This window comes from Amycolatopsis sp. YIM 10, assembly GCF_009429145.1.
Lineage (GTDB): Bacteria > Actinomycetota > Actinomycetes > Mycobacteriales > Pseudonocardiaceae > Amycolatopsis.
Genome location: NZ_CP045480.1, coordinates 2,158,350 through 2,183,853, shown reverse-complemented (window position 1 = coordinate 2,183,853; position 25,504 = coordinate 2,158,350). Strand labels below are relative to the sequence as shown.

23 protein-coding genes are annotated in these 25,504 nt (G+C 69.4%); 9 read left to right on the top strand and 14 right to left on the bottom strand.

Annotated elements, in window-relative coordinates; genetic code table 11:
• Positions 1 to 22: 22 nt before the first annotated feature.
• A complete protein-coding gene (locus tag YIM_RS10840; protein ID WP_153030232.1) occupies positions 23 to 1,432 on the bottom strand; it encodes an amidohydrolase in 1,410 nt (469 codons plus the stop codon).
• A 130-nt stretch (positions 1,433 to 1,562) separates the two neighbouring features.
• Here YIM_RS10840 and YIM_RS10835 point away from each other — a divergent pair, with 130 nt between their 5' ends.
• A complete protein-coding gene (locus YIM_RS10835; RefSeq protein WP_194240115.1) occupies positions 1,563 to 2,345 on the top strand; it encodes a GNAT family N-acetyltransferase in 783 nt (260 codons plus the stop codon).
• Here the strand turns inward: YIM_RS10835 and YIM_RS10830 are convergent.
• On the bottom strand, positions 2,320 to 3,048 hold the full coding sequence (locus YIM_RS10830; protein WP_194240114.1) for a Clp protease N-terminal domain-containing protein: 729 nt from the start codon (positions 3,046 to 3,048) through the stop codon (positions 2,320 to 2,322). The two genes, YIM_RS10835 and YIM_RS10830, sit on opposite strands and share 26 nt — an antisense overlap.
• Here YIM_RS10830 and YIM_RS10825 point away from each other — a divergent pair.
• From YIM_RS10825 to YIM_RS10815, 3 genes are all read left to right on the top strand, one after another.
• The gene (locus YIM_RS10825; protein WP_194240113.1) at positions 3,047 to 4,201 is read left to right on the top strand and encodes a serine hydrolase; all 1,155 of its coding nucleotides are present in this window, start codon (positions 3,047 to 3,049) and stop codon (positions 4,199 to 4,201) included. The genes YIM_RS10830 and YIM_RS10825 overlap by 2 nt on opposite strands.
• On the top strand, positions 4,198 to 4,470 hold the full coding sequence (locus YIM_RS10820; protein ID WP_153030228.1) for a hypothetical protein: 273 nt from the start codon (positions 4,198 to 4,200) through the stop codon (positions 4,468 to 4,470). The genes YIM_RS10825 and YIM_RS10820 overlap by 4 nt, the downstream gene beginning before the upstream one ends.
• Positions 4,471 to 4,564: 94 nt before the next feature.
• The gene (locus tag YIM_RS10815) at positions 4,565 to 6,058 is read left to right on the top strand and encodes a CdaR family transcriptional regulator (RefSeq protein WP_153030227.1); all 1,494 of its coding nucleotides are present in this window, start codon (positions 4,565 to 4,567) and stop codon (positions 6,056 to 6,058) included.
• Here the strand turns inward: YIM_RS10815 and menC are convergent.
• The 5 genes from menC to YIM_RS10790 all read right to left on the bottom strand — a co-directional run bounded on the left by menC (position 6,045) and on the right by YIM_RS10790 (position 10,218).
• Complete coding sequence (gene menC / locus YIM_RS10810; RefSeq protein WP_153030226.1) at positions 6,045 to 7,142, bottom strand: o-succinylbenzoate synthase; 1,098 nt, start codon at positions 7,140 to 7,142, stop codon at positions 6,045 to 6,047. The two genes, YIM_RS10815 and menC, sit on opposite strands and share 14 nt — an antisense overlap.
• Before the next feature lie 265 nt (positions 7,143 to 7,407).
• The gene (lpdA, locus tag YIM_RS10805; protein ID WP_153030225.1) at positions 7,408 to 8,808 is read right to left on the bottom strand and encodes a dihydrolipoyl dehydrogenase; all 1,401 of its coding nucleotides are present in this window, start codon (positions 8,806 to 8,808) and stop codon (positions 7,408 to 7,410) included.
• A 17-nt stretch (positions 8,809 to 8,825) separates the two neighbouring features.
• A complete protein-coding gene (locus YIM_RS10800) occupies positions 8,826 to 9,602 on the bottom strand; it encodes a lysophospholipid acyltransferase family protein (protein ID WP_370468974.1) in 777 nt (258 codons plus the stop codon).
• 7 nt (positions 9,603 to 9,609) lie between these two features.
• Complete coding sequence (locus YIM_RS10795) at positions 9,610 to 9,783, bottom strand: hypothetical protein (protein ID WP_153030224.1); 174 nt, start codon at positions 9,781 to 9,783, stop codon at positions 9,610 to 9,612.
• A gap of 27 nt (positions 9,784 to 9,810) precedes the next feature.
• The gene (locus YIM_RS10790) at positions 9,811 to 10,218 is read right to left on the bottom strand and encodes a nitroreductase family deazaflavin-dependent oxidoreductase (protein WP_153030223.1); all 408 of its coding nucleotides are present in this window, start codon (positions 10,216 to 10,218) and stop codon (positions 9,811 to 9,813) included.
• Positions 10,219 to 10,365: 147 nt separating this feature from the next.
• Here YIM_RS10790 and YIM_RS10785 point away from each other — a divergent pair, with 147 nt between their 5' ends.
• Positions 10,366 to 11,607, top strand: a complete 1,242-nt coding sequence (locus YIM_RS10785) for an MFS transporter (RefSeq protein ID WP_153030222.1) — start codon at positions 10,366 to 10,368, stop codon at positions 11,605 to 11,607.
• Here the strand turns inward: YIM_RS10785 and YIM_RS10780 are convergent.
• The 7 genes from YIM_RS10780 to YIM_RS10750 all read right to left on the bottom strand — a co-directional run bounded on the left by YIM_RS10780 (position 11,563) and on the right by YIM_RS10750 (position 21,146).
• Entirely contained in the window at positions 11,563 to 12,402 is an 840-nt protein-coding gene (locus YIM_RS10780) for a sugar phosphate isomerase/epimerase (RefSeq protein WP_228004665.1), read from the bottom strand. The two genes, YIM_RS10785 and YIM_RS10780, sit on opposite strands and share 45 nt — an antisense overlap.
• Positions 12,403 to 12,428: 26 nt before the next feature.
• Positions 12,429 to 15,884 (bottom strand): ThuA domain-containing protein, encoded by a 3,456-nt coding sequence (locus YIM_RS10775; RefSeq protein ID WP_153036904.1) that lies wholly within the window; start codon positions 15,882 to 15,884, stop codon positions 12,429 to 12,431.
• 116 nt (positions 15,885 to 16,000) lie between these two features.
• Positions 16,001 to 17,050, bottom strand: a complete 1,050-nt coding sequence (locus YIM_RS10770) for a hypothetical protein (protein ID WP_153030221.1) — start codon at positions 17,048 to 17,050, stop codon at positions 16,001 to 16,003.
• A 152-nt stretch (positions 17,051 to 17,202) separates the two neighbouring features.
• Entirely contained in the window at positions 17,203 to 18,363 is a 1,161-nt protein-coding gene (locus tag YIM_RS10765) for a Gfo/Idh/MocA family protein (RefSeq protein ID WP_153030220.1), read from the bottom strand.
• Positions 18,364 to 18,401: 38 nt separating this feature from the next.
• The gene (locus tag YIM_RS10760; RefSeq protein ID WP_153030219.1) at positions 18,402 to 19,223 is read right to left on the bottom strand and encodes an ABC transporter ATP-binding protein; all 822 of its coding nucleotides are present in this window, start codon (positions 19,221 to 19,223) and stop codon (positions 18,402 to 18,404) included.
• An 8-nt stretch (positions 19,224 to 19,231) separates the two neighbouring features.
• Positions 19,232 to 20,251, bottom strand: a complete 1,020-nt coding sequence (locus YIM_RS10755) for an ABC transporter substrate-binding protein (protein ID WP_153030218.1) — start codon at positions 20,249 to 20,251, stop codon at positions 19,232 to 19,234.
• A gap of 16 nt (positions 20,252 to 20,267) precedes the next feature.
• Positions 20,268 to 21,146, bottom strand: coding sequence for an ABC transporter permease (locus YIM_RS10750; protein WP_153030217.1), 879 nt, complete (start codon positions 21,144 to 21,146; stop codon positions 20,268 to 20,270).
• Between the two features lie 128 nt (positions 21,147 to 21,274).
• On the opposite strand from YIM_RS10750, the gene YIM_RS10745 reads away from it, so the two are divergent.
• The 4 genes from YIM_RS10745 (at position 21,275) to YIM_RS10730 (ending at position 25,493) form a co-directional block, all read left to right on the top strand.
• Positions 21,275 to 22,306, top strand: a complete 1,032-nt coding sequence (locus YIM_RS10745) for a LacI family DNA-binding transcriptional regulator (RefSeq protein WP_153030216.1) — start codon at positions 21,275 to 21,277, stop codon at positions 22,304 to 22,306.
• Positions 22,303 to 23,454 (top strand): mandelate racemase/muconate lactonizing enzyme family protein, encoded by a 1,152-nt coding sequence (locus tag YIM_RS10740; protein ID WP_153030215.1) that lies wholly within the window; start codon positions 22,303 to 22,305, stop codon positions 23,452 to 23,454. The genes YIM_RS10745 and YIM_RS10740 overlap by 4 nt, the downstream gene beginning before the upstream one ends.
• A gap of 72 nt (positions 23,455 to 23,526) precedes the next feature.
• Positions 23,527 to 24,684 (top strand): dihydrodipicolinate synthase family protein, encoded by a 1,158-nt coding sequence (locus YIM_RS10735; protein WP_153030214.1) that lies wholly within the window; start codon positions 23,527 to 23,529, stop codon positions 24,682 to 24,684.
• Complete coding sequence (locus tag YIM_RS10730) at positions 24,684 to 25,493, top strand: sugar phosphate isomerase/epimerase (protein WP_153030213.1); 810 nt, start codon at positions 24,684 to 24,686, stop codon at positions 25,491 to 25,493. The genes YIM_RS10735 and YIM_RS10730 overlap by 1 nt, the downstream gene beginning before the upstream one ends.
• Positions 25,494 to 25,504 lie beyond the last annotated feature (11 nt).

Below are 25,504 nucleotides of genomic sequence, written 5' to 3'. Positions count from 1 at the left end.
ACGGCCCAATGAATGGAAGGTTTCAGAAAGTGCGGCGCCCGTCGAGCACGGTCGCGGTGACCGGAACCGAACGCAGGTCCGCGGTCCGCAAATCCGCCGCGACCACCACCAGATCGGCGACATCCCCGACCGCGACGGTTCCCCGCCCACCGGAAGCGGCACGCAACGCGGCTTCCAATGGCAACGCCTGTTCCGGGTGCCACGCGGGCCTTTCGTCGTCGGTGCGCGCGACCGCCGAAGCGATCGCGTCCCACGGATCCAGTGGCGCGACCGGTGCGTCGGAACCGAATTCCAGGGTGGCTCCGGCGGAAAGCAGTGCGCCATAGGGAAATGCGTCGGCCGTGCGCGAAGCCCAGTGGCGGTCGGCCACATCGCGGTCGTCCGGCTGGTGCGCCGGCTGCACGCTCGCCACCACCCCGAGCTTCGCGAACCGCGGCAGGTCCTCGGCGCGCACCAGCTGGGCGTGCTCGATCCGGCCACCGATGCCGACCGCCTCGAAGGCGTCCAGCGCCAGCGTGTTCGCGTGATCACCGATCGCGTGCACCGCCAGCGAGATGCCGTGCTCGGCGGCCCGGCGCATCAGCGCCACCAGTTCGTCGTACGGCAGTTCCAGCAGACCGTGATCACCGCCCTCGTAGGCGTGATGGCAGTAGGCCGTCCGGGTGTTGAGCGAACCGTCCACAAAAACCTTGACCGGGCCGACGCTGAGCAGGCCGTCGGTGTCCCCGGTCCGCCTGCCCAGCGCGATGGCGGTGTCCAGCAGGTACCGCGCGATCACGCAGGACACCCGCGTCGGCAGCGGCCCGAGTTCCCGGCGCCGCTGCCACGCGCCGACCGTGTCGGTGTACTCGTAGTCGGCGATCCGGGTGACACCCAGCGCCGCCGCGGCCTCGGCCGCCTCCAGCACCCAGCGGTCGACCACCTCCGGCGACGCCGACGGCAGTTCGGCGGTCGCGCTCATGCAGTCGTTCTCCAGCAGCACGCCGGTCGGGTGCTCGCGCCCGATCAGCGCCAGCGCCGCCGGGCTCAGCCACAGCGTGTGCAGATCGGCGCTGAACAACGCGACCGCCTGTCCCGGCAGCGCGCGTTCGAGCAGGTCCTTGTGCGGGGTGTCGGGCCACAGGCCGTCGCGGAAACCGTGGCCGAGCACCAGCTCACCGGGGCGGTGCTCGTGCCGGAGCAGCAGGCCGACCACCTCGGCCGCCGAGTTCGCCGACTCCAGCGGGATGCGACGGCGCGAGGCCGCCCACTGTTCACAGTGGACGTGCGAGTCGACCAGTCCGGGCAGCAGCGTGCCGCCGTCACCATCGACGACCTCGGCACCGCCCGGCCCGTCGTCGCCGATCGCGGTCACCCGCCCGCCGTCGATCCGCACGCCGACCAGCGGTCCGTCCAGCCCCAGCCGCACATCGCGCAGGAACAGCTCACTCACCCGATCACGCTCCAGCTCCTCGGTTTCCCGGCCCGATCATGCCCGGCTCATCGGTCCCGACCAACCGGCGGCCGAGGACTCGGTGACGAGCACCAAGCCATCATCGGCCCCGCACCCGCACCATGGACCCGTGAAGGTGACCTGTCTGACCGAACTCGCCGAATTCGAAGGCGTCTGCTCGCTGTTCGACCGGGTGTGGCAACCGGGACGCGGCCAGATCCCGATCAATCCCGAACTGCTGCGCGCGATGAGCTTCGCGGGCAACTACATCGGCGGCGCGTACGAGGACGGCGAGCTGATCGGCGCGTCCGTCGGCTTCTTCCACCCGCCGGCCGAGGCCGCGCTGCACAGCCACTTCACCGGGGTCACCCGGCCCGGCCGACAGGTGGGCCTGGCGCTGAAGCTGCACCAGCGGTCGTGGGCGCTCGAACGCGGGGTCGGCCGGATCACCTGGACCTTCGACCCGCTCGTGCGCCGCAACGCGCATTTCAACGTGAACCGCCTCGGCGCCAGGGTCAGCGGCTACCTGCGCGACTTCTACGGGCAGCTCGAAGACGCGGTGAACCAGGGCGACGAGTCCGACCGGCTGCACATGGACTGGGACCTGCGCGCGGAACCGGGTCCGCCGGCGGACGCCGCCCGCGAACGGGCGGCCGGAGCCGTGGTCGCCCTGTCGGCGGTCGACGGCCTGCCGGTCGAGGGCAGCACGGACGGTGAACGGCTGCTCGTCGCCGTCCCGGAGTCCATCGAGGACCTCCGGCGCGCGGATCCGGTGGCCGGCCGGGCGTGGCGGCGGGCCCTGCGCACCGTGCTCGGCGGATTGCTCGACGAAGGCGCGCGGGTCACCGGCTTCGACCGCGCCGGGTGGTACGTCGTGGACCGCTCGTTCACCGGCCTTGGAGGTAGGCGTTGAGGGTGTCGCGGACGGCGTCGCGAGTGCGGTCGCGGGTGGCTCCGTGGTTCGCGAGGACCTGGGCGACGGTGTCGCGCTGGGTGTGGGTGAGTCCGAGGAGCAGGTGTTCGGTGCCGACGTAGTTGTGGCTGAGTTTCAGTGCCTGGGTGGTGGCTGTTTCGAGCACGCGGCGGGCTGCGGCGCCGAGGGGTAGCGGTCCGGCCGCACCTGAGGTGCTGGGAGCAGCGGCGGCGGTGAGGGCGGCGCGGAGGGCGTCGCGGTCGACGTCGAGCCGGTCGAGGGCCTGGATGGCGAGAGTGTCGGTGTCGTCGAGGATGGCCAGTAGCAGGTGCTGCGGGTCGACCGTGGCGTTGTCGAGTCGGGCGGCGTGCCCCTCGGCGCGGGCCAGCGCGTCGCGGGTGCGGCCGGTGAGGCGGACGAGCGCACCCGCGTTGACGAGGTCGGACACGGTGAGCTGAAACCGGGGCGGGGCGTACCGCTGCTGCGCTGCCTGCCTGCTGATTCCCAGATGGGTGCCGATCTCCGACCACGAGACACCCTCGGCGCGGGCCTGCTCGACGAAGTAGCCGATCAGCCGCGTGCCCAAGCCGTTGAGCTCGTCCGCGACGCGCTCGGCGGCCGCGATGCGGTCCAGCGCCCCACCGCCGACAGCGCGGCTGTCGACCTCGGCGATCAGCGTGGGCAGATCGGGCAGTCCCGGCATGAGCATCATCATGGCAGTCAATGAATTGGTTGACAACCAATGCCGTGTCAACCATTTGCTTGACATTGCTCGCCGTCGTCAACTACAAGTTGACGGCATGGACGTATCGCGACTGACCGAGGCGCTAGACGCCCTCGTCCCCGAGATCCTGGAACTGTGCAAGGCGCCTGGCATGTCGATCGCGCTGGGCGCCGACGACCGCGTGGTGTGGGCGAACGGCTACGGCTACGACGCCAAGCCCTACACCGCCGTCGCGGCCATGCAACTGGTCGAACGCGGCCTGATCGATTTGGATGACCCGGTCAACAAGCACCTCGGCGACCTGCACATCACCAACCCGCACGGCCGGCGGGAGATCACGCAACGGGACCTCCTGACCCATCGCAGCGGACTCGGTACCGACCTCGGCTTCTGCGACCGGGTGCCGCCGGCACCCCTCGGCGACCTGCTCCGCCAGGTGTTCGCCGCCGGTCGTACCGATGCGTACGGGGGCGGGGTACTGCCGCTGTGGGCAACCCCGGTCGGCACCCACTACCAGTACAGCAACCTGGGCATCGCGCTGGTGGGCTACCTCGTCGAGCGGCTCAACCCGGATCGGGTGCCGTTCTGTGACTGGGTCCGACGCCACCTGTTCGCGCCGCTTCGCATGACCTCGACGTGCTTCCCACCGGCCCAGCATCCCGACCACGTGCCCGCCGACCTGCTTGCCCGCCGCTCGACCGGATACGCCACGCTCGGCGGTTACCAGTTCCGGCTACCGCAGATCTACGCCGGCGCGTACCCGGCGGGCACCGCACTGACCACACCATCCGACCACGCCCGTTTCCTGCTGGCCATGGCGGGCGGCGGCCGGCTCGGCGACGCCTCGATCCTCGAGCCGGACACCGCCACGCTGATGGTGCGCCCCCAGGCACCGAACGGCCCGGACCCCAGCAGCGCGACGGGGCTGGTCTGGAATGTGTTCCACCACGGCGCCCCACCGGCTACGTCGGCCACGGTGGCGAGTACATGTGGGGCTGGAACCAGGTCTCCCGCTTCTGGCCCACGCCGCGCATCGCCGTCACCGCCTCGGTCAACCAGTGGGACCTCGGCGATCAGGGCACCTCCGAACGCCCCAGCCACCTCGCCGGCCGGCTCATGCTGGGCATCGTGACCGCCTGGGTCAACGGCCACGACCCCCGGCCCCGCCGCGACTCGGCCGCCATCACCGACTCCACCCTCGTCACTCCCGGCACCCACTGGGACCCGACCGCCTTCCGGGCCGCCGTACACGACCTGGCCGGCACCGACGGCACCCTGCCCGCACTGGCGGAGTTGGCCGGCCGGCAGCTCCCACACCACCACGCGGCACTGCTACAACGCCAACTCGGCGTCCCCCACCTCGACAAGCTGCTATCAGCCTCTCCACACGCGGCCGGCTAGGTGAGCGTCAAACCGGGTGGCGGGAGTCCGCGCAACCCGAAAAGTCCCGGGTCGTACAAGGTCAAGATGTCACGCGGTTTGAGACCCTACGGGGATGCGGACCAGCCTCGCGCGTGTTCTCGACAGCCTCGGCGGCACGCTGCTCGAACTGCTCGCCGGAGATCCGGCCGGACCGGTCGGTGACGTGATCCTGCACGATCCGCTCGCCGACCGGGTGCCCGATCGCGCGCTGGTGCTCGGCATCGGCGCCGACGACCTGCCCGCACTGGTGCGACGGCTCGCGACGCGGCGGGCCGCCGGGCTGGTGGTCCGCCTGCCGGTCGAGGTGGACAGCGACCTGCGGGCGGCGCTCGACGAAACCGGCCTCGTGCTGCTCGGACTGCGTCCGGGCGCCAGCTGGGACCAGGTGTTCCAGCTGCTGCTCAGCGGGGACGCGCCACCCGACGGTGACGACCTGTTCGCGCTGGCCGACGCCATCTGCGCGCTGGTCGACGCGCCGATCACCATCGAGGCGCCGGACACCCGCGTGCTCGCCTTCTCCGGTCGTCAGGAGGAGAGCGACCGCATCCGGATCGAGGTCATCCTCGGCCGCCGAACGCCGGAGCCGTACCTGGGCCAGGACGACGTGCACGCGCGGCTGGCCCGCGACGACCGGCCGTTCATGGTCCCCGCGATCACCGAGGACACGCTGCCGCGCACGGTTGTCGCCGTGCGCGCGGGCGGCGAGCTGCTGGGGTCGATCTGGGCAGCCGCGCGCGAACCGCTGTCCCCGGACCAGGAGCAGGCGTTCACCGATGCCGCGAAGCTGGTCGCACTGCACCTGCTTCGGTTGCGCGCGAGCGCCGACACCGGGCGGCGGCTCACCGCGGAACTGGTCGCCGGAGCGCTCGAAGGCCGTCCCGGCGCCGCCGCACGGCTCGGCCTCGAAGGCACGAACTCGGTGCTGGCCATGGGCTTCACCGAAGACGGCGGCCCGGACACCGCGAGCCTGACCGCCTATCGGCAGCAGGCCGCCGACACACTCGCGCTGCACCTGTCGACGGTGCTCCCCGGCTCGGCGGTGACCCTCCTAGAACGCGTGGTGTACGCGATCGTGCCGACCACCGGCGACCGTGCCTTGCAGCTGGCGACGGAGTTCCTGCAGCGCACGAGGTCCAGAGTGGACGGTCTGATCGGCATCGGGGACGCCGAGGGCCTGCCCCGCTCACGCGCCGACGCCGACCGGGCCCTGCGGGTGCTGCGCTCGGCACACACGCAGCGAACGGTCGCCCGCGCGGCCGACGTCGAGGTCGAAGCGCTGCTGCTCGACCTGCGGGACCTCTCGGCAGCGCAGGGACGCGGCCCGGCCGGTCCGCTGGCCCGGCTTTTCGCCTACGACCAGGCGAAGGGCGGTTCGCTGGTGGAATCGCTGCGGGCCTGGCTGGACGCGCACGGCGACGTGGCGGCGGCCAGCGCCGCGGTGCACGTCCACGAGAACACCTTCCGCTACCGGCTGCGCCGCATCGCCGAGGTCGGCGAGTTCGACCTCGGCGATCCGGACGCGCGGTTCGCGGCGAATCTGCAACTTCGGGTGTTCACAGCCGGATGACGTCGGTGGTTACCTCGGCGAGAATGTCCGGATCGGGCAGCACGCCGATGCCGGGCCCGTCCGGCACCCGGACCTGACCGTTCTCCAGCACGAACGGTTCGGTGATATCCCTTGCGTAGTAACGGTCCGAGGCCGAGGTGTCGCCGGGAAGGGTGAAGTTCGGCAACGCGGCCAGCGCCACGTTCGCCGCGCGCCCGATCCCGCTTTCGAGCATGCCGCCGCACCACACCGGCACGCCGTGCGCCGCGCAGACGTCGTGCACCCGCCGCGCCTCGAGGTACCCACCGACGCGGCCGGGCTTGACGTTGACCACCGAGGTCGCACCCATCGCGATGGCGTCAGCAGCCGACTTCGCGGAGGTGATGGACTCGTCGAGGCAGATCGGCGTGCGCACGCGGCGGGCCAGCTCGGCATGGCCGCGGAGGTCGTCCTCGGGCAACGGCTGTTCGAGGAGCAGCAGGTCGAACGCGTCGAGGCGGGCGAGGTGGCGCGCGTCGGCGAGGGTGTACGCGGTGTTGGCGTCGACCTGGAGCAGGATGTCGCCGAAGCGCTCGCGCACCGCACGCACCGGCTCGACGTCCCAGCCGGGCTCGATCTTGAGCTTGATCCGCTGATACCCCTGGTCGAGGAAGGCGCTGACGGCGTCGAGCAACTCGCCGACCGAGTCCATGATGCCGACCGAGACGCCCGCGGGCACCGCCTCCCGCACCCCACCGAGATACCCGGCGAACGAGGTGCCCGCAGTACGGAGTTCGGCGTCGAGCAGCGCGGTTTGCACGGCCGCCTTGGCCATCGGATGCCCCTTGACCTTGGCGAACACCGGCTCGACCGCATGCGCCGTCTGCTGCGGGAGGCTCTGCACCGCGGGAAGGAGGAACCGGCGGATCACCTCGACAGCTCCATCGAGGTACTCGCTGGAATACACAGGCTGAGGCAGCGCGACGCACTCTCCCCACCCCTCGGCCTCCGCGGTCTCGACGCGGACGAGCAGGATGTCGCGATCGCGCTCCACCCCGAAGGACGTGCGAAACGGCGCCACCAACGGCAACGCGATCCGGCGCAGTTCAACCCGTTCGAGCTTCATAGGGCAAGACGTTAGGCGCGGCCCCAGTCCTCTGCTTCGTCGCCAAGCCCGAACCGCCCCCTCCCCCTTTGGTCGATCCACACCAACCAACGCGACCCGGCAACAACACGCCACCCACCACCCAACCCGCCCATTCCTCCCCCGTCCCCGATCCACAGCCAAAAACACAGAAAAGAACCCGACGTCAAGGCATCTTTCCCGCCTTGACATCGGGTTCTTTTCTGTAGTCACACCAAAAAAAGAGGGGCGGCCACCCCGCAAACCACTACATGTTGATCATATGCCCAGCCAGCCCGTGCACAGCTTCCTTGACCGCCTCCGAAAGCGTCGGATGCGCATGCACGTTCCGCGCCACCTCGTGCACCGTCAGATCCCACTGCTGCGCCAACGTCAACTCGGGCAACAACTCCGTCACATCGGGCCCGATCATGTGCGCACCCAAGAACTCACCATGCGCGTTATCACTGATGATCTTCACGAACCCGACCGGGTCCGCCAGCCCATGAGCCTTGCCGTTCGCCGTGAACGGGAACTTCGCCACATTCACGTCGAAGCCCTTTTCCCGCGCCTGCTCCTCGGTCCAGCCGAACGACGCGATCTGCGGCTGGCAGAACGTCGCCCGCGGGATCATCGTGTAGTCCAGTTCCATGGTTTCCGCGCCACCGATGGTTTCCGCGGCGATGATGCCCATGGACTCCGCCGCGTGCGCCAGCATCAGTTTCGCGGTCACGTCACCGATGGCGAAGATGTTCGGCACGTTCGTCCGGCAGAAACCGTCGATCGCGATGGCGCCGCGCTCGGTCAGCTCGACACCGGTGTTCTCCAGGCCGTAGCCCTCCACCCGCGGCTGGAACCCGATCGCCTGCAGCACCTTGTCGGCTTCGAGCGTCTGCTCCTTGCCGTCCTTGGTCACCGTCACGCGCACCTTCGACCCCGACTCGTCGATCGACTCGACGCGGGTGGAGGTGAGCACCTCGATCCCCAGCTTCCGGTACCGGCGCGCCAGCTCCTTGGACACCTCGGCGTCCTCCAACGGCACCATCCGGTCCAGGAACTCCACGATGGTGACCTGCACCCCGTAGTTGTGCAGCACGTACGCGAACTCGACGCCGATCGCGCCGGCCCCGGCGATGATGATGCTCTCCGGCAGCTCACGCGTGAGGATCTGCTCCTCGTAGGTGACCACCCGATCGCTGACCGCGGTCCCCGGCAGCAACCGCGTGGTCGCACCGGCGGCGATGATGGCGTTGCCGAAGGTGATCGTCTCGGTACCGCCGTCGGTGAGCGCCACCTCGAGGGTGTTCGCGTCGGTGAAGCTACCGCGACCGGAGAACTCGGTGATCTTGTTCTTCTTCATCAGGAAGTGCACGCCCTTGACGCGCCCCTCCGCGACCTGGCGGCTGCGGTCGTGCGCCACCCCGAAGTCGAAGCTGACCGACCCCTCGACCTGGATGCCGAAGGTCTTGGCCTCGTTGTGGAACAGGTGCGCCAGCTCGGCGTTGCGCAACAGCGCCTTGGACGGGATGCAGCCCACGTTCAGGCATACCCCGCCCCAGTACTTCTCCTCGACGATCGCCGTCTTCAGTCCGAGCTGAGCAGCGCGCACGGCCGCGACGTATCCGCCGGGCCCCGCCCCCAGCACCACCACATCGAAATGAGCACTCATACCCGCAGCCTATGCCCCTAACGGGTGACGGGTGGGGTCTGCCCGCGGACTTCACCGAGGAGGGTGGTGACCGCCACCATGATCCGGTCGGTGGCCTCCCGCAGCACCGCGGCCGTCGGGTCGGCGCCGACCAGGTCGGACAGCTCGACCGGCGGCCCGGCCACCAGCTGGACCCGGGGCCGGCGGAGGAACCGCGGCAGCGGGCTGCCCTGCGGCAGCAGTTCGTGGGTGCCCCAGTTGGCCACCGGCACCACCGGCACCCCGGTCTCCAGCGCGATCCTGGCGATCCCGGTCTTGCCGCGCACCGGCCAGTGCTCGGGGTCCTTGGAGAACCCGCCCTCGGGAAAGATCGCCACGCACTCGCCGCGGCGGACCGCACCCACGGCGTCGCGGTAGGCACCGGACGCGGTCGGCTTGCCGCGGTGGACCGGGATGTGCCCGCCGCCGGACATGATCGAGCCGACCAGCGGTAACCGCCACAGGTCGGCCTTGGCCAGGTACCTCGGCACCCGGCCGGCCGACAGGCAGAACGCGGTCAGCGTGGTCGGATCGGCGTAGGACAGGTGGTTCGACGCCACCAGGAACCCGCCGGACGCGGGCAGGTGCTCGGTCCCGCGAAAGCTCAGCCGGGTACCGAACACCAGCATCGGCCAGATCACGTCGATCGCGAGTCCGTAGAAGAACCCGCGTCGGCGACGGGGAAAACGCCTGGTCAGCGTGATCGACTGACGGAGCGTGAAGGGACCCCGCCCGGAATCGAGCGGGGTCCACCGAAGATTCTTCCTGCGCAGCACGCCTGGCCTAACGGTCCGAGTCGGCTTCCACCGGCCAGTCCGCCAGCTCGCGCACGATGCGCTGGGCGCGGGCCAGCCCTGGGATCTCCGCCGGGTTGAGCTCACCCCGCTCGGCCTGACGTTCGGCTTCGGCGAGCTTGGCCAGCAATCCGGCGACCTCGACGGTCGAATCCTGCGACATGGCGTTCTGCGCTCCCTGCACGATGGGTCAGCTCTGGCGTTCCAGCACGACCACGGGGATCGGCCGGTCCGTCTTCTTCTGGTACTCATCGTAGTCGGGCCACACCGCCGCCATCTTCGGCCACAGCACCGCCTTCTCCCGCTCACTGGCGGTCCGCGCCTTCGCGGTGAACTTGTCCGCCTTGACCTGCACCTTGACCTCGGGGTTCTCCTGCAGGTTCAGGTACCAGCCGGGGTGCGCGTCGGCGCCGCCCTTGGACGCCACCACCACGTAGTCGCCCTCGTGCTCCTGGTAGATGAGCGCGAACTTGCGGTCCTGCCCGGTCTTGCGGCCCTTGGTGGTGAGGATGAGCACGGGCGCGCCCTTCTGCCAGTCGTGCCCTTCTTCCCCGTCGGTTTCCTCGTACCGGCGGACGTGCTCGTCACCGAACAGCATGGAAAAGCTCCTCTCCGTACAGGTTCTCTCTGATCAGCACAGACGCCCCGGCCCGCCCCGCTATTCCGGCGGCGGGAAATCGGCCCAGTCGATCCTGGCCATTATTGGACCTTCTGACCGGCCAATGCGGCTCCTAGCGTGGCTGTCATGAGCGTTCTCCCCCAGCCTGGACCACCTCGCGTGCTCGCGCTCGCCCAGCTGATCAACTCCTGCGGTGACGGCGCCTTCTACGCCACCTCGGCGCTGTACTTCACCCGGGTGGTGGGCCTGTCGGTGACCGAGGTCGGCTTCGGCCTGACCGTGGGCTGGGCGGCCGGCTTCCTGGCGAGCGTGCCGCTGGGCGCGCTGGCCGACCGCCGCGGTCCGAAAGCGACAGCCGTGGCGCTCGCGCTGGCCACCGCGGCCGCGGTGGGCGCGTTTGTGTTCATCGGCTCGTTCGTCGCTTTTGTCCTGTCCGCCTGCGTCTACGCCTCCATGCAATGTGGACTGTCGGCGGCACGGCAGGCGTTGCTCGCGGCGCTGGTCGACCAGGCCGACCGCACGGCGACGCGCGCCTACCTGCAGTCGAGCACCAACGCCGGGCTCGCGATCGGCGCCGCGCTCGGCGGTCTCGCGCTCTACGCCGACACCCGCGGCGCGTACCTCGGGGTGTTCGCCATGGACGTCGTCGGGTTCGTCGCCGCCGCACTGCTCCTGCTCCGGCTGCCGTCGACCCCGCCCACCCCGGCCAGGGCGAAGGGCGAGCCGCGGCTGGCCGTGCTGCGGGACCGGCCGTACGCACTGGTGTCGCTGTTGAACCTGGTCATGCAGCTGCACATCCCGATGATCGGGCTGGCGATTCCACTGTGGATAGTCGACCGCACGCAGGCGCCCGGCTGGACGGTTTCGGGACTGCTGGTGCTCAACACGGTGAGCGTGGTGCTGTTCCAGGTCCGCGTCGCCCGTCGTGTGACGAGCCTGACCTCGGCGAGCCGCGCGGTCCGGTACGCGGGTGTGCTGCTGCTCGCCTCATGCGGGGTCTTCGCGCTCTCGGCCGCCGGGACCGGCCAGTGGACGGCGGCGCTCATCCTGCTCGGTGCCGCCGTGCTCCAGGTGCTCGGTGAGATGGTGCAGGCCTCGGGCGCCTGGGAGATCAGCTTCGCGCTGGCTCCGGACGGCAAGCACGGCCAGTACCAGGGCTTCTTCGGCTCCGGCTTCGCCGTGGCCAGGATGATCGGGCCACTGGTGCTCACCACGCTGGTGCTCTCCGGCGGCACGCTCGGCTGGCTGGTGCTCGGTGGTGCCTTCCTCACCGCCGGGCTCGCCATGGGCCCGGCGGTGAGGTGGGCCGCCGCGAACCGGCCGCTAGAAGCGGACGGTCCGCAGGTACTCGTAGCTACGCGCGGCTGATTCCAGCGGCACCTTCGGCTGGTCGTGCTCGACCACGTACTCCCGGATCCCGGACTGCTCGTACTGGCGGAAGATCTTCGGCCAGTCGAGGGTGCCGTACCCGACGTCCTCGAACGACCCGTTCGCCGCCATGTCCTTCACGTGGTAGACCGGGAACCGGCCCGGGTACCGCGCGAAGTACTCCAGCGGGTCGTACCCGCCGTTGTAGATCCAGTAGATGTCGAGTTCGAAGTTCACGAACCGCGGATCGGTCTCCTCGACCAGGATGTCGTAGAGCACCCTGCCGTCGACGGTCTTGAAGTCGACGCCGTGGTTGTGGAACAGGAACTTCAGCCCGGCGCTGCGGGCGAGCACGCCCCACTTGCCGAACTCCGACGCCGCCAGGCTGTACCCGGCGACCGTCTGCAGCGAACCCGGCAGCGAGGGCACCACGATGTAGCGCACCCCCAGCACCCGCGCGGTCTCGATCTCCTTGACCGCGTTGGCGCGCATGGCGTCCCAGCTGGTGTGCGTGAGCACCGCCCGCAGGCCCGCCTTGTCCAGCATGGCGCGGAACGCCTGCGGGGTGTGCCCGTAGAGCCCGCTGACCCCGACCGTGGCGTACCCGATCGCACCGAGCGCGTCGAGCGTGCCCTGCGCATCGGTCGTCATCAGCGAACGCACGGTGTAGAGCTGGATGCCGATGTGGTCCAGCGGCACCGAATGCAGCGGCTCAGCGGCAGCGATCCCGCTGGTCAGCCCCAGTGCCACGGTGGTACCGGCGGCCAGCTTCAGGAAAGTACGACGTGATTCCACAACTACTCCCTTCAGACGACCGTGACTCAGCTGACCGTGACGACGACGTGGCCGTTGCTGACGACCCCGGTGTCGTCCACCACGGTCAGCCGGGCGGTGTAGCTGCCCTTGCGCGGGTACGCGTGGCTCGCGGTCTGGCCGTCCGCCTTGGTGTTGTCACCGAAGTCCCAGTGGTACTCGGCGATCGTGCGACCGGCGGGCGGGGTGACCTTCGCGCTCAACGCCACCGTCAGCGGTGCCGCGCCGGAGGCGGGCGTGGCGCTCACGGCAACCTCGGCGTTGATGCCCGGCAGGGTCGCGCCCTGCCCGTTGAACTGCACCCAGTCCAGGGAGAGCAGGTCCGCCTTGGCCGGTGTCCAGTCCGGGTTCACGAAGACCGCGTGCAGCTTCACCGGACGACCCGGATCGGTCAGCGGCACCGTCGGTGAGACCAGGTTGCCCCAGCCGCCGGTGTTCGGAATGGCCACCGAGCCCAGCAGCTGCCCGGTCGGCGAGTCCGCGCGGAACTCGATCGTGCCGCCGAGACCGCCGGAACCGGCACCGACCGTCACCGAGCCGATGCCCTTGAGATTGATCGGGTCGTAGGCGACCCAGTCACCGTGCTCGATCTCGCCGAGCCGATTGCCGGCCGACGCACCGCTGTTGCCGATCGTCTGCGCGCCACCGTTGTCACCGCCGGTGCCCTCGTGGTGCTCGGCCTCCTTGCGCTTGGGCTCCAGCGTCAGGTGCGCCGACCCGACCAGGCTCGGCGCGCCGCGGCCACCGGCGTCGGTGTAGGTGGCGCTGAGCGCGGCGTACAGGTTCTGGCCGGGCCCGTGGCTCCCGCCCGCGTCCGTCTGGACGGTGCCGGTGCAGCCGGTCACGTTGTCCATCGGGTGCAGGTGCGAGTCGTGCCCGAGCTGGGACTGGACCACCACCTTCGAGCAGTCGATCCGGCCGTCCTCGCGGTCGGTGACCTCGACGGTGAACGGGATCTTGTCGCCGAAGTCGAACATGCCGCCGTGCACCGGCGTGCTCACCTTGACCTCGGGCCTGGTGTTGCCCGGCGTGATCTCGGCGACCGCGACCCCGGTGAGGTCGTTCGTCGTGCTGGTCACCGTGAGCCGGGCGTCGAACCGGCCAGGTTCGGTGTAGACGTGCGTCGGGTTGGGCTCGGTCGAGTCGACCGTGCCGTTGCCGTCGAAGTCCCAGGCGTAGGTGATCGGCTCGCCGTCCCCGCCGCCGGTGCCCTCGCTGGAGAAGTTCACCGTCAGCGGCACGCGGCCGTTGTCCACCGAAGGCGTCACCTTGGCCGACGGCGCGCGTCCGTTCGCCACGTAGTCGATCCGGTAGATGCCCGCGCCCTCGTTGCTGCCACCGCGGCCGGTGCCGCTGCCCGCGCCGAAGTCGATCACGTACAGCGAGCCGTCCGGGCCGAACTCCGCCTCGAAGGGCTGGATCCAGCTCATTCCGCCGAGCATGCTGTTGATCGAGTTCAGGTCACCGGCCTTGACCGGTGGGAACTTCGGGTCGGTGAAGGTCTGGTCGGCCTGCTGGACCGACATCGCCTTGAACCACTTGCGGGTCAGTTCGTAGTTGAGCCACTTGCCGTCGAAGTACTCCGGGAACTTGGTGACCAGCGGGTTGTCCGGGTTGTAGTCGTAGACCGGGCCGCCCATCGGGCCACCGCCACCGGTGCCCAGCTCCGGGAACTCCTTCGAAGCCGAGTAGGCGTACCACATCCACGCGGGCGTGGTCGGCGGCAACTCGGTCAGGCCGGTGTTGTTCGGCGAGTCGTTGACCAGCTTGCCGCAGTCGAACTTGCCCTTGTTGGTGTTCGTCGCGAAGTCCCAGTCGTTGAACGGGATGTTGTTGCCGACGCAGTACGGCCAGCCCTGGTTGCCCGCCTTGGTGATCCGGTCGAACTCGACCGTGCCCTCCGGGCCGCGCTCGGGGTTGGCGGCCTTCGAGTCCGGGCCGTAGTCGCCGACCAGCAGCGCGTTCGTCTGCGGGTCCACGGTGATCCGGAACGGGTTGCGCATGCCCATCACGTAGATCTCGGGCCGCGTCTTCTCGGTGCCCGGCGGGAACAGGTTGCCCTCGGGCACGGTGTAGGTGCCGTCCGGCTGCGGGGTGATCCGCAGGACCTTGCCGCGCAGGTCGTTGGTGTTGCCGGCGGTGCCCTGGGCGTCCCACGCCCGGCGGCCCTCGCGCTCGTCGATCGGCGCGAAACCGTCGGAGGCGAACGGGTCGGTGTTGTCGCCGGTGGCGATGTAGAGGTTGCCGTCCTTGCCCATCGCGAGCGAACCGGCCATGTGCGAGTTGGCGCGGCCCTCGCCGCGGAAGGTCGGCACCTCCAGCAGCCGCTTCTCGCTGGCCAGGTCGACGGTGTTGCCGGTGACGGTGAACCGCGAGACGTTGAGCCGCTTCTCCACCTTGTCCGAATAGAGCAGGTACAGGTGGTTGTTCTGGGCGAAGTCCGGATCCAGCGTGAGCCCGAGCAGGCCGTCCGACTGGCTGGTCATGTCCGAGCTGTACTGGAAGTCCAGTGCGGTGCTGATCTTCAGCGTCTGCTGGTCGATGATCTTCAGCGCGCCGGTGCGCTGGATGTAGAACACCCGGCGGTCCGGGGCCACGGCCAGCTCGAACGGGTCGGCCAGGCCCTGGGTCTGCAGCGGCACCCGCTGGAAGTTCTTGTCCTGGGTGGCCCCGCACTCACCCGGCTTGGCGCCCGAGGCCCACTCGATGCCGCCGAGCAGGTGCTTCAGGAACAGCGGATCGCTGAACTTCTCCTTGGCGTGCCCGCCCGCGGTGAACCAGGAGCGGCCGCCGTCGTAGTTCTGGCACCACGACCACGGGTGCTCCAGGCCCTGGTCCAGACCAGGGAGGCCGTCGCCCATCTTGATCTGGGCCAGCGTGTGCACCTTGCCGGTCGGGTTGACCTTCCAGTTGTACCACTCCTCGGTCTGCTCCCAGACCTCCGGAAGGTCCTTTGTGGAGGGGTGCACCCGGTCCAGCACCTTGACCCGGCCGACCTGCGGCGTCGGGTGGTGGCTGAAGATCGCGCCGACCAGGCCCTCGTACCAGGCCCAGTCGCGCTCGCTGGCCGAAGCCGCGTGGATGCCGGTGTACCCGCCGCCGGCGCGGATGAACTTCTGGAAGGCCGCGCGCTGCCCGGCGTCGAGCAGGTCGCCCTTCTCCGGCGTGGAGTTGGTGTTGTTGAAGATGATCGCGTCGAACCGGGCGAGGTTCTCGTCGGTGAACGCGGCGGCGTCGTCGGTGGCTTCGACGTCGAAGTCCTGCTCGGCCCCGAGCTTCTCGATCGCCGCGATCCCGGCCGGGATCGAGTCGTGGTAGAAGTTCGTGACCTTGGAGAACACCAGCACCGAGAATCTGGCCTGTGCCGCGGCGGGCGCCGCGGTCAACGCCGCCGCCATGGCCGTGGCCAGCAACAAGCCGGCCAGTGCCGACCACCTTGTTTTCGCACGGGACTTCAACCGCATCACGGGGTCCAACCTCTCTGTTGGCGTCGCAGCGAAGCCGTGGCACGGCACCTGGCGGGTGCCGCGCCACGGTTTGGAGCTACTTCCCCCGCCCGTTCAGCGCGGTGTCACGAGATTCAGAGCTGAGCGGGACCGGCGACGGCGGCCGCGTTCTCGGCGGCCGAACGGCGCTGGTCGACCTTGGCCTGGGCCTCGGCCTCGGGGCTGACCGCGGCCGACCGGGCGGCGAACCCGGAAGCGGCGGCGGACATGTTCTCGAACTGCCCGGAGACGGTGCCGCGCACGCGGTTGTCCGCTCCGGTCGGAGCCGGGGAGTTGCCCGTGCCGGCGAGGTTGCCCCGGATGATGTTGTTGCTCACGCGCACGTCGGCGGTGTTGTCGGAGATCGTGACGTCCCCGCCCCAGTAGCTGGCCTGCGTGCAGCCGATGACCGGGCCGTCGGCGCCGATCTGCAGGGTGTGCGAGTTGCCGGTGTAGGTGGCGTTGCCGTAGACCTCACCACCGCAGAACACCGAGCCCAGCGTGGCGCCCGAGACGTTCAGGTTGGCGCCGACCACCACGTTGGTCAGGTCCAGGTAGGACACCCCGGTGCCGGTGACCGACTTGGCGAACTCCGAGTTCTCCGCGTACACCTCGCCGACGGTGGAGGTGACGTCGCCGGTCACCTCGGCACCGCTGAGGAAGGCGTAGGTGGAGCGCTCGGGGTGGGCCGCGGCGGAGACCTTGACGTTGCCGCCGACCGGACCACCGGAGAGGAAGGTGCCGTAGGCGTCGGTGAGCACCACGTCACCGGCGATCTTGGTGGCCTGCGCGTCGAAGAAGCCGTCGTCCTGGACCGCGACACCACCGTCGAAGGTGCCCCCGGTGACGACCAGGTTCGCACCCGGCTCCACGGTCACCGAGCCGGTGACTCTGGTGCCGTCCAGCACGCACGACTTGCCCGATGCCACGCGCAACTCGCCGGGCACGGTCACCGCGCCGCCGCTGCCCTCGCAGAAGGTGACAAAACCGGCACTCGCCGGGGTCGCCAGCGCGACCAGCCCGAGGCTGGAGCTGGCGGCGGCCAGGGTGAGCGCGGCCAGGGACCGCTTGCGTGCAATACCGGCGCGCAGCGCTCCGTTGAGGGCGGTGGTGGGCGACGGGAGGGCACGACTGAGACCGAACATGTGGACCTCTTCCGTTTCAGCGTCGTTTTAGTTCCGGTTGAGTTCTATTCAAGAAAACTGAAAGAAAGCGCTATCAGTTACCCCTGTAAGACATTAGATTCGGATGCCTTGAAGTCAATCGAGCATTCGGGGCAACAGACTTCACGCAATACCTACAGCTTCAAATCCGGAACGTCAAGACGCCTGCCCTCGCGCCAGGCCTGTAATCCCAGTTCAGCGAGCTGGACCCCGCGCGCACCGGCGAGGAAATCCCACGGGAATTCTTCACCCGAAACCACGTGCTTCAGGAAAAGCTCCCACTGAACCTTGAATCCGTTGTCGAACTGTTCATTGTCCGGGACCTCCTGCCACTGGGCGCGGAAGTCCTGCCCGGCCGGGAGATCCGGGTTCCACACCGGCTTCGGCGTCATCGAGCGGTGCTGCACGCGGCAGCGCCGGAGGCCGGCCACCGCGCTGCCCTCGGTACCGTCCACCTGGAACTCGACCAGCTCGTCGCGGAACACCCTGGTCGCCCAGGACGAGTTGACCTGGGCGATGATGCCGCCGTCCAGCTCGAAGATGCCGTAGGCCGCGTCGTCGGCCGTGGCGGCATAGGCCTGGCCCGCCTCGTCGACCCGCTGCGGGATGTGCGTGGCGCCCTGGCACTGGACCGTTCGGACGCCGGCGAAGATCTCCTCCAGCACATACCGCCAATGACAAAACATGTCCACAATGATTCCGCCGCCGTCTTCGGCGCGGTAGTTCCACGAAGGCCGCTGCGCCTCCTGCCAGTCCCCTTCGAACACCCAGTAACCGAACTCGCCACGCACCGAGAGGATCTGCCCGAAGAAACCGCCGTCGACGAGCCGCTTCAGTTTGCGCAAACCGGGCAGGAAGAGCTTGTCCTGTACCACCCCGGCCTTGACCCCGGCGTCGCGGGCCAGCCTGGCCAGCTCCAGCGCGCCCTCGGTGTGCTCGGCGGTCGGCTTCTCGGTGTAGATGTGCTTGCCGGCCGCGATCGCCTTCTTGATCGCGTCCGCCCGCGCGCTGGTCACCTGGGCGTCGAAGTAGATCTCGGCGTCCGGCATGGCCAGCGCCTCGTCCAGCTCGGTGGTCCACCGGTCGATGCCGTGGTCCTTGGCGATCGAGGCCAGCTTCGCCTCGCTGCGCCCGACCAGGATCGGCTCGGGCAGCAGCACGGCGCCGTCGGCGAGGCGGAGCCCGCCCTGCTCGCGAATGGCCAGGATGGACCGCAGCAGGTGCTGCCGGTAGCCCATCCGGCCGGTCACGCCGTTCATCACGATCCCGATCGACCGCTGTTCAATCCCGGCCATCAGCCAGCCCTTTCCGAAGGTTCGACAGGAGGAGTAGGTCAGTCGGCCGCGACGGCGGAGCCGAGGTGGTCGCGGATCACCCTGGTGGCCCGCGCGAACTCCGGATCGGCCATGGTCGGCGCGTAGTCGCGCTCGACCGGCAGGTCCACGTCCACCACGCCGGCGACGGTCCCGGGGCGCGCGGTCATCATCACCACGCGATCGGCCAGGTAGACCGCCTCCGCGATGGAGTGCGTGACCAGCAGGATCGTGGTGCCGGTCTCCTGCCAGATGCGCCGCAGCTCGACGTTCATCTGCTCCCTGGTCAGCGCGTCCAGCGCGCCGAAGGGCTCGTCCATCAGCAGCACCGGCGGCCGGTGCAGCAGCGCGCGGCACAACGCCACGCGCTGCTGCATTCCCCCGGACAGCTCGTGCGGATAGGCGTCCTCGAAGCCGGCGAGGCCGGTCATCTCGATCAGCTCGTCCGCACGGCGCCGCGCCGCGCCCGGCTCCATCTTGCGCATCTCCGCCTGCAGCAGGATGTTCTTGCGGGCCGACCGCCACTCCAGCAGCGCCGCCCGCTGGAACACGTAGCCGATGTCGCGGCGCGGCCCGGTGACGTCGGCACCGAGCACGCGCACCCCGCCGGTGGACGGCTTGAGCAGACCCGAGGCCAGCTTCAGCAGGGTCGACTTGCCGCAGCCGGACGGGCCGACGATGGCGACGAACTCGCCCGGCTCGACCTTCAGCGTCACCTCGTGCAGCGCGGTCACGTCCCGCTTCTTGGTGCGGAAGCGGACCGCGACGTCGGTCAGTTCGACCGCGTGCCCGGTGCCGGTCGGCGTTATCGGCGTGATCGGCGTGGATGCAGCCGTGCTCATGTCGTCCGTCATCCCTTCGGGGCGAGCGCGCCGTCCCAGTACGCGCTCGGCTCTTCGGCCTTCTGGATCACCCCGGCGCCGGCGAAGATCTCGATGGTCTTGCGCCAGTCGGCCTCGTCGTTGACGCCCGGTGCCTTGCCCTGCGTCGCCGGGGTGCTGAGCAGTTCCAGCGTCTTGGCGAACTGCTCGGTCAGCACGGCCTTCGACGGCAGCTGCTCCGAGGAGCCCTGCATCGCGTCCACCGCGGCGGCCTGGTCGCCCTTGGCCGCGGTCCACGCCTCGCTGGAGGCGGTGACCATGCGCTGCACCAGATCCTTGCGCTCGGTGAGCGTCTTCTGCGAAGTGAGCAGGCCGTTGGAGAAGAAGCTCAGCCCGTGCTCGGCGAAGCGGAGGTAGGAAACCTGCTTGCCCGCCTTCTCCTGCATGGTCGGGCCCTGGTCGGTGGCGTACCCGAGCAGCGCGTCGGTCTGCCCCGACATGACCGCGGCCATCTTGCCCGCCGCGTCGGTGTTCTGCAGGGTCACGTCACCTTCGGCGAGGCCGTTCGCCTTGAGGAAGGCGGGAAAGGTCTTGCTCAGCGCGTCACCGGCGGTGCTGGCGATCTTCTTGCCCTTGAGATCGGCTGGCGTGGCTATTCCCTTGTCCGAGAAGAACTGCACCGAGGACGGCGTCGTCTGCAGGAAAACACCGACGCTCTTGACCTTCATGCCCTGCCCGACCCCGGCCAGCAAAGCGGGGGTGTCGGCCCAGCCGAAATCGGTCTGATCGGCCGAAGTGGCCTGCACGGTTTTCTGCGAACCCTGCCCGGCGCGGATTTCCAGGTCGATCCCGTGCTTTTCGAAGATCTTCTTGTTCTTGCCGTAGTAGAACGGGGCGTGTTCGCCGTACGGGTACCAGTTCAGCGTGAGCGTGACCTTGTCCAGGGTCTTGCCGTCGGCGCTGGTCGACTGCGGCGTTTCCGAGCCACCGCAACCGGTGGCCAGCAGCAGCACCGCGGCGGCTCCTGCGGCGATTGCGCGGAGTTTCATTCTGCACGCCTCTTCTCTACAGCGTTGTAGTGACGTTGTCGGAACGGCGGCTCGCGTGCCACGGCAGCACGAGTGCCTCCAGCCATTCCACGATCAGGAAGAGCAGCACACCCATCAGCGAAATGATCACCAGTCCGGCGAACAGCGTCGGGGTGTCGAAGTTGCCGTTGGCCTGCTGGATGATGAAGCCGAGTCCTTCTTCGGAACCGACGAACTCACCCACCACGGCACCGGTCACCGCCATCGTGGCGGCCACCTTCAGCCCGGAGAACAGGTGCGGCAGCGAAGCCGGGAAACGGATCTTCCAGAAGGTCTGCCACGGCTTGGCGCCCATGGTGGCGGACAGTTCCAGCATTTCCGGGTCGATCGACTTCAGCCCGGTCACCATCGAGATGACCACCGGGAAGAAGGCCATCAGCACCGCCACGATCACCTTCGGACCGAGCCCGAAACCCAGCCACACCACAAAAAGCGGGGCGACGGCGATCTTCGGGATCACCTGGGCGAACAGCAGCAGCGGGTAGAGGCTCTTCTCGATCGTGGTGGAGTACACCATGATCACCGCGGCGAACACGCCGATCACCGTGGCGATGACAAAGCCGAGCAGGGTTTCGTAGGTGGTGGTCCACGCGTGGTCGAGGAAGTAGTCGGGCTTGGCGAGGATCGTCTCGAGCGTGACGCCAGGTGAGGCGACCTCGTACGGCTCCACCAGTTCCGCCGCGGTGATCGCCCACCAGCCGGCGAACAGCAGTGCCAGCAGGACGAACGGACGCCAAGACCGTTCCAGGAAACGGAGCAGTCGATCGCCGGCTCCCGGCCGCGCCCGTTCGGCGACGCCGCCAGGTGAATCTCCCACCGACTGCCCGAGTCCCTCGGTCGGGGTTCGCGTGACCATGACCCTCCGTCCTGCGACCACACCCGAAGGTGCGCTTCCCGGCCCTGAATGCGCTTTCTGAATGCGCTTTCAGGTAGAGTATGCACACCAGACAGACCGGTCAAGGAGTTCGCCAGAGGGGAGCCGTGATGAACGGTCGTCCGCACGTCACGCTCGAGGACGTGGCCCGCGCCGCCGAGGTTTCCCTGGCGACGGCGTCGAGAGCGCTGAACGGCACCACCAAGGTGCGCGCCGACCTGCGGGACCGGGTGGTCGCGGCGGCCGAGGAACTGGCCTACACACCCAACGCGCACGCGCAGGCACTCGCCGGGGCCTCGCACCGCACGGTCGGCGTCATCTGCCACGACGTGAGCGACCCGTACTTCGCCGCCATCGCGCGCGGGGTGATGCGGGTGGCCGGGGACAACGGGCTGCTGGTGATGCTGGCCAGCACGTTCCGCGACCCGCAGAAGGAGATCGCCTACGTGTCCATGCTGCGCGCGCAGCGGGCCTCGGCGATCCTGCTGATCGGTTCCGGCTTCGAGGACAAGGCCTGGGAGAAGGCGCTCGCCGCGGAAATCGACCCGTACCGCCGCGGCGGCGGGCAGGTCGCGGTGGTCAGCAGGCACCGCACGCTACGGGTGGACACCGTGCAACCGGAAAACCGCGAGGGTGCCGCCGCGCTGGCGAAAGCCCTTCTGGCGCAAGGACATCGCCGGTTCGCCGTGTTGAGTGGACCGCGCGCACTGACCACAGTGGTCGATCGGCTCGGCGGATTCCGCGAGGGGCTGGCCGAAGCCGGGATCGAACTGGCCGACGAGAACATCGTCGAAGCGCCCTTCACCCGCGACGGCGGCTACGACGCGATGAACGAACTGATCGCGCGCGGCCTGGACACCGGCTGCGTGTTCGCGGTGACCGACGTGATGGCCATCGGCGCGCTCACCGCGCTGCGCGAGGCCGGTATCTCGGTGCCCGGTCAGGTCTCGCTCGCCGGGTTCGACGACATCCCGGTGGTGCGCGACCTCGATCCCCCGCTCACCACCGTGGCGCTGCCGCTTGAGGAACTCGGCGAGAAGGCGATGGAGTTGGCGATCAAGGGCAACAAGGGCAGCCGGAGCCGGATCCTGCGGCTGGCCGGCGAGGTGGTGCTGCGCTCGAGCACGGCGGCGCGGCGATGAAGGACCTGGTGGTCGAGCGGGTCGAGACCTTCGCGGTGGCCCTGCCGACGCTGCGCTCCTTCGGCGTGGCGGGCGGCGCGGTCGCGGTGGCCGGGCGGCCCAGCGTGCGGGTGCTGGTGAAGGTCAGCGCGGACGGCGTGTGCGGCTGGGGCGAGGCCACGCCCATCCCGGCGTGGACCTACGAAACCGCCGAGTCGATCGTCTCCACCATCGACCGCTACCTGGCTCCGGCGATCCTGGGCAGGCCGTGCTGGGATCTCGACGGGGTGACCGCGGTGTTCGACCGGGCGATCAACCGGGGCTTCTCGATCGGCGCGCCACTGGCGAAATCGGCGGTCGACCTGGCGTTGCACGATCTGCTGGGACGCGCGCTCGGGGTGCCGGTCGGGGTGTTGTGGGGGCAGCGCCGGACCGAGGAGATCGAGCTGGGCTGGATGGTCTCCGGGCAGACGCCCGGTGAGGTGGCCGCGCGGGTCGCCGAGGGACGCGAGGCCGGTTATCGCGCGTTCAAGGTGAAGATCGGCCTGCACGCCGATGACCTCGACGTGGTCCGAGCCGTGCGGGAGGCGGCCGGGCCCGAGGCGCCGCTGTGGGTGGACGCGAACCAGGCCTACTCGGTGGACGAGGCCGTGCGGATCTCCCGCGTTCTGTCCGAATTGGACGTTCATGCCTTCGAGCAGCCGTTGCCCGCCAACGACGTGGTCGGTCTCGGCAGGCTGCGCGCGGAGTCCGCGGTACCGGTGGCGCTGGACGAGAGCCTGCGTCATCCGAGCGATCTGGCCACCTTCGTGAAACTGGGCGCGGTCGACGTGGCCATCGCGAAGGTGCAGCGCAGTGGCGGATTGACGTTGTCGCGCCGATTGTGCTCGCTGGCGGAGGACAGCGGGGTGCGGTTGATGGGCTCGGGGCTGACCGACTCGGATCTCGGACTGGCCGCTTCACTGCACCTGTTCGCCGCGTTCGGCATCGGCACGCCGGTGGATCTGAACGGCAGGCAGTTCGTCGATTCCGCTTACGCCACCGGGGAAACCGTGCGCCTGGACGGCGGTACCGCCCACGTGCCGACCGGCCCGGGCCTCGGCGTGGAGGTCGACGAAGCGGTGGTGCGGGAACTGTCCTTGGACGTACTGGGCGCAGGAGTGCCCTGACGGCCTCTTGTCGTTCCGCGGAGTTTTGCCTACCTTGATGAGAAAGCGCTTTCAATACCCGGGAGCCCGCTGATGAGCCCATTGCTGTTGCCGACGCGCGAGCGGACGCTCGAGCCCTTCTCCCCCACCGGGCGGACCGCGCCGCTGCCCGCACCGGCGCCGGTCACCTCGCGGGTGACCTACGCGGCCGCGCACGTGGTCGCCGATCCACTGGCCGCCGCGGATCCGGCGGCGGAAGTGAACGTCGACTGGGACACCACGCTGCGCTTCCGGCACCACCTGTGGAACAGCGGGCTGGGCGTGGCCGAGGCGATGGACACCGCGCAGCGCGGCATGGGGCTGGACTGGCCGACCACTCAGGAACTCATCCGCCGCACCGGCGCCGAGGCACGCGCGACGGGCGGGCGCTGGTGCGCCGGGGTCGGCACCGACCAGCTGCCGCCGGGGCCCGCGTCGATGGACGCCATCGTCGACGCGTGGCGGGAACAACTCGCGCTGGTCAGCGAGGCCGGCGCGGTGCCGGTGGTGATGGCGAGCCGGGCACTGGCCGCGGTCGCGAAGGGGCCGGAGGACTACCACGCGGCGTACGGGCGCCTGCTGGCCGACGCCGACGGTCCGGTGCTGCTGCACTGGCTCGGCGAGCAGTTCGACCCGGCGCTGGCCGGGTACTGGGGTCACGCGGACGTCCGCGACGCCGCCGCCGAACTGGCGAAGCTGTGCACCGAGCACGCTTCGGCCATCGCGGGCGTGAAGGTTTCCGTGCTGGACGCGGAAATCGAGGTCGGCTTCCGCCGCGCGCTGCCCGCCGGGGTGTCCTGCTACACCGGTGACGACTTCAACTACCCGGAGCTGATCGCGGGTGACGAGCAGGGGCACAGCGAGGCGCTGCTCGGCATTTTCGACCCGATCGCGCGGGTCGCGGGCGCGGCGCTGAACCGGCTGGATTCCGGTGACGTTCTTGGCTTCCGGGAGCTGATCGACCCGACCGTGGCGCTGTCACGGGAAATCTTCCGCGCTCCGACGAAGCACTACAAGGTGGGCGTGGTGTTCCTGGCGCACCTGATGGGGCACCAGGAACACTTCCGGATGATCGGCGGACTGGAGTCGGCGCGCTCGATCGTGCACCTGGCCGACGTGCTGCGGCTGGCCGACGCGGCGGGCGTGCTGGAGGATCCGGATCTCGCGGTGGCGCGGATGCGCTCGCTGCTGAGCGTGGCGGGGGTCGTGTGATGGACAAGCTGAGCCTGAACCAGATCACCACGAACTCGTGGTCGCTGCCGGAGGCCGTGCGCGGTTGCGCCGAGTCCGGGGTGGAGTGGATCGCCTTCTGGCGGAACAAGGTGGCCGAGGTCGGTGTGGACGAGGCCGCGCGCTTGGTCAAGGAGCACGGGCTGCGGGTTTCTTCGTTGTGCCGTGGTGGTTTCTTCACCGGCGTGCAACCCGATGGGTCCCCTGTGGACGGTGTCGCGGACACCCGGGTGGCCATCGACGAGGCCGCGCGGCTCGGCGCCGAGGTGCTGGTGCTGGTGGTCGGCGGCATCGCGGGCGGTGATCTGGTGCGGTCGCGGCAGATGGTCGCGGACGCGGTCGAGGAGCTGGTGCCGCTGGCGCTGGACCGCGGCGTCCGGCTCGGATTGGAGCCGCTGCACCCGATGCAGTGCGCCGAGCGGTCGGTGCTGTCCACTTTGGATCAGGCACTGGCGATCGCCGAGCCGTACCCGGCGGAGGCGGTGGGCGTGGTGGTGGACGAGTTCCACGTGTGGTGGGACCCGCGGATCGAGGAACTGATCGCGAAGGCGGCGGGGCGGATCGCCGGGTTCCACGTGTGCGACCAGCTGGTCCCGCTGACCGACACGCTGATGGGCCGCGCCCTGCCCGGCAACGGCCCGATCGACCACCGGCGGCTGCGTGCCTGCGTCGAAGCCGCCGGTTACCACGGCCCGATCGAGGTCGAGGTCTTCAACGCGGACCTGTGGGCCCGGCCGGGGCACGAAGTACTAGCGGAAACCATCGAGGCATACCGGGACCACGTGGCCTAGGTCTTCGAGGT

Coding starts and splice junctions, on each gene's coding strand:
- YIM_RS10755 (WP_153030218.1), bottom strand. CDS start 20,251: ATGAAACTCCGCGCAATCGCCGCAGGAGCCGCCGCGGTGCTGCTGCTG.
- YIM_RS10775 (WP_153036904.1), bottom strand. CDS start 15,884: ATGCGGTTGAAGTCCCGTGCGAAAACAAGGTGGTCGGCACTGGCCGGC.
- YIM_RS10830 (WP_194240114.1), bottom strand. CDS start 3,048: ATGCCGGGACTGCCCGATCTGCCCACGCTGATCGCCGAGGTCGACAGC.
- YIM_RS10770 (WP_153030221.1), bottom strand. CDS start 17,050: ATGTTCGGTCTCAGTCGTGCCCTCCCGTCGCCCACCACCGCCCTCAAC.
- lpdA (WP_153030225.1), bottom strand. CDS start 8,808: ATGAGTGCTCATTTCGATGTGGTGGTGCTGGGGGCGGGGCCCGGCGGA.
- YIM_RS10785 (WP_153030222.1), top strand. CDS start 10,366: ATGAGCGTTCTCCCCCAGCCTGGACCACCTCGCGTGCTCGCGCTCGCC.
- YIM_RS10760 (WP_153030219.1), bottom strand. CDS start 19,223: ATGAGCACGGCTGCATCCACGCCGATCACGCCGATAACGCCGACCGGC.
- YIM_RS10765 (WP_153030220.1), bottom strand. CDS start 18,363: ATGGCCGGGATTGAACAGCGGTCGATCGGGATCGTGATGAACGGCGTG.
- YIM_RS10740 (WP_153030215.1), top strand. CDS start 22,303: ATGAAGGACCTGGTGGTCGAGCGGGTCGAGACCTTCGCGGTGGCCCTG.
- YIM_RS10745 (WP_153030216.1), top strand. CDS start 21,275: ATGAACGGTCGTCCGCACGTCACGCTCGAGGACGTGGCCCGCGCCGCC.
- YIM_RS10795 (WP_153030224.1), bottom strand. CDS start 9,783: ATGTCGCAGGATTCGACCGTCGAGGTCGCCGGATTGCTGGCCAAGCTC.
- YIM_RS10825 (WP_194240113.1), top strand. CDS start 3,047: ATGAGCATCATCATGGCAGTCAATGAATTGGTTGACAACCAATGCCGT.
- YIM_RS10815 (WP_153030227.1), top strand. CDS start 4,565: ATGCGGACCAGCCTCGCGCGTGTTCTCGACAGCCTCGGCGGCACGCTG.
- YIM_RS10750 (WP_153030217.1), bottom strand. CDS start 21,146: ATGGTCACGCGAACCCCGACCGAGGGACTCGGGCAGTCGGTGGGAGAT.
- YIM_RS10735 (WP_153030214.1), top strand. CDS start 23,527: ATGAGCCCATTGCTGTTGCCGACGCGCGAGCGGACGCTCGAGCCCTTC.
- YIM_RS10790 (WP_153030223.1), bottom strand. CDS start 10,218: ATGCTGTTCGGTGACGAGCACGTCCGCCGGTACGAGGAAACCGACGGG.
- YIM_RS10730 (WP_153030213.1), top strand. CDS start 24,684: ATGGACAAGCTGAGCCTGAACCAGATCACCACGAACTCGTGGTCGCTG.
- menC (WP_153030226.1), bottom strand. CDS start 7,142: ATGAAGCTCGAACGGGTTGAACTGCGCCGGATCGCGTTGCCGTTGGTG.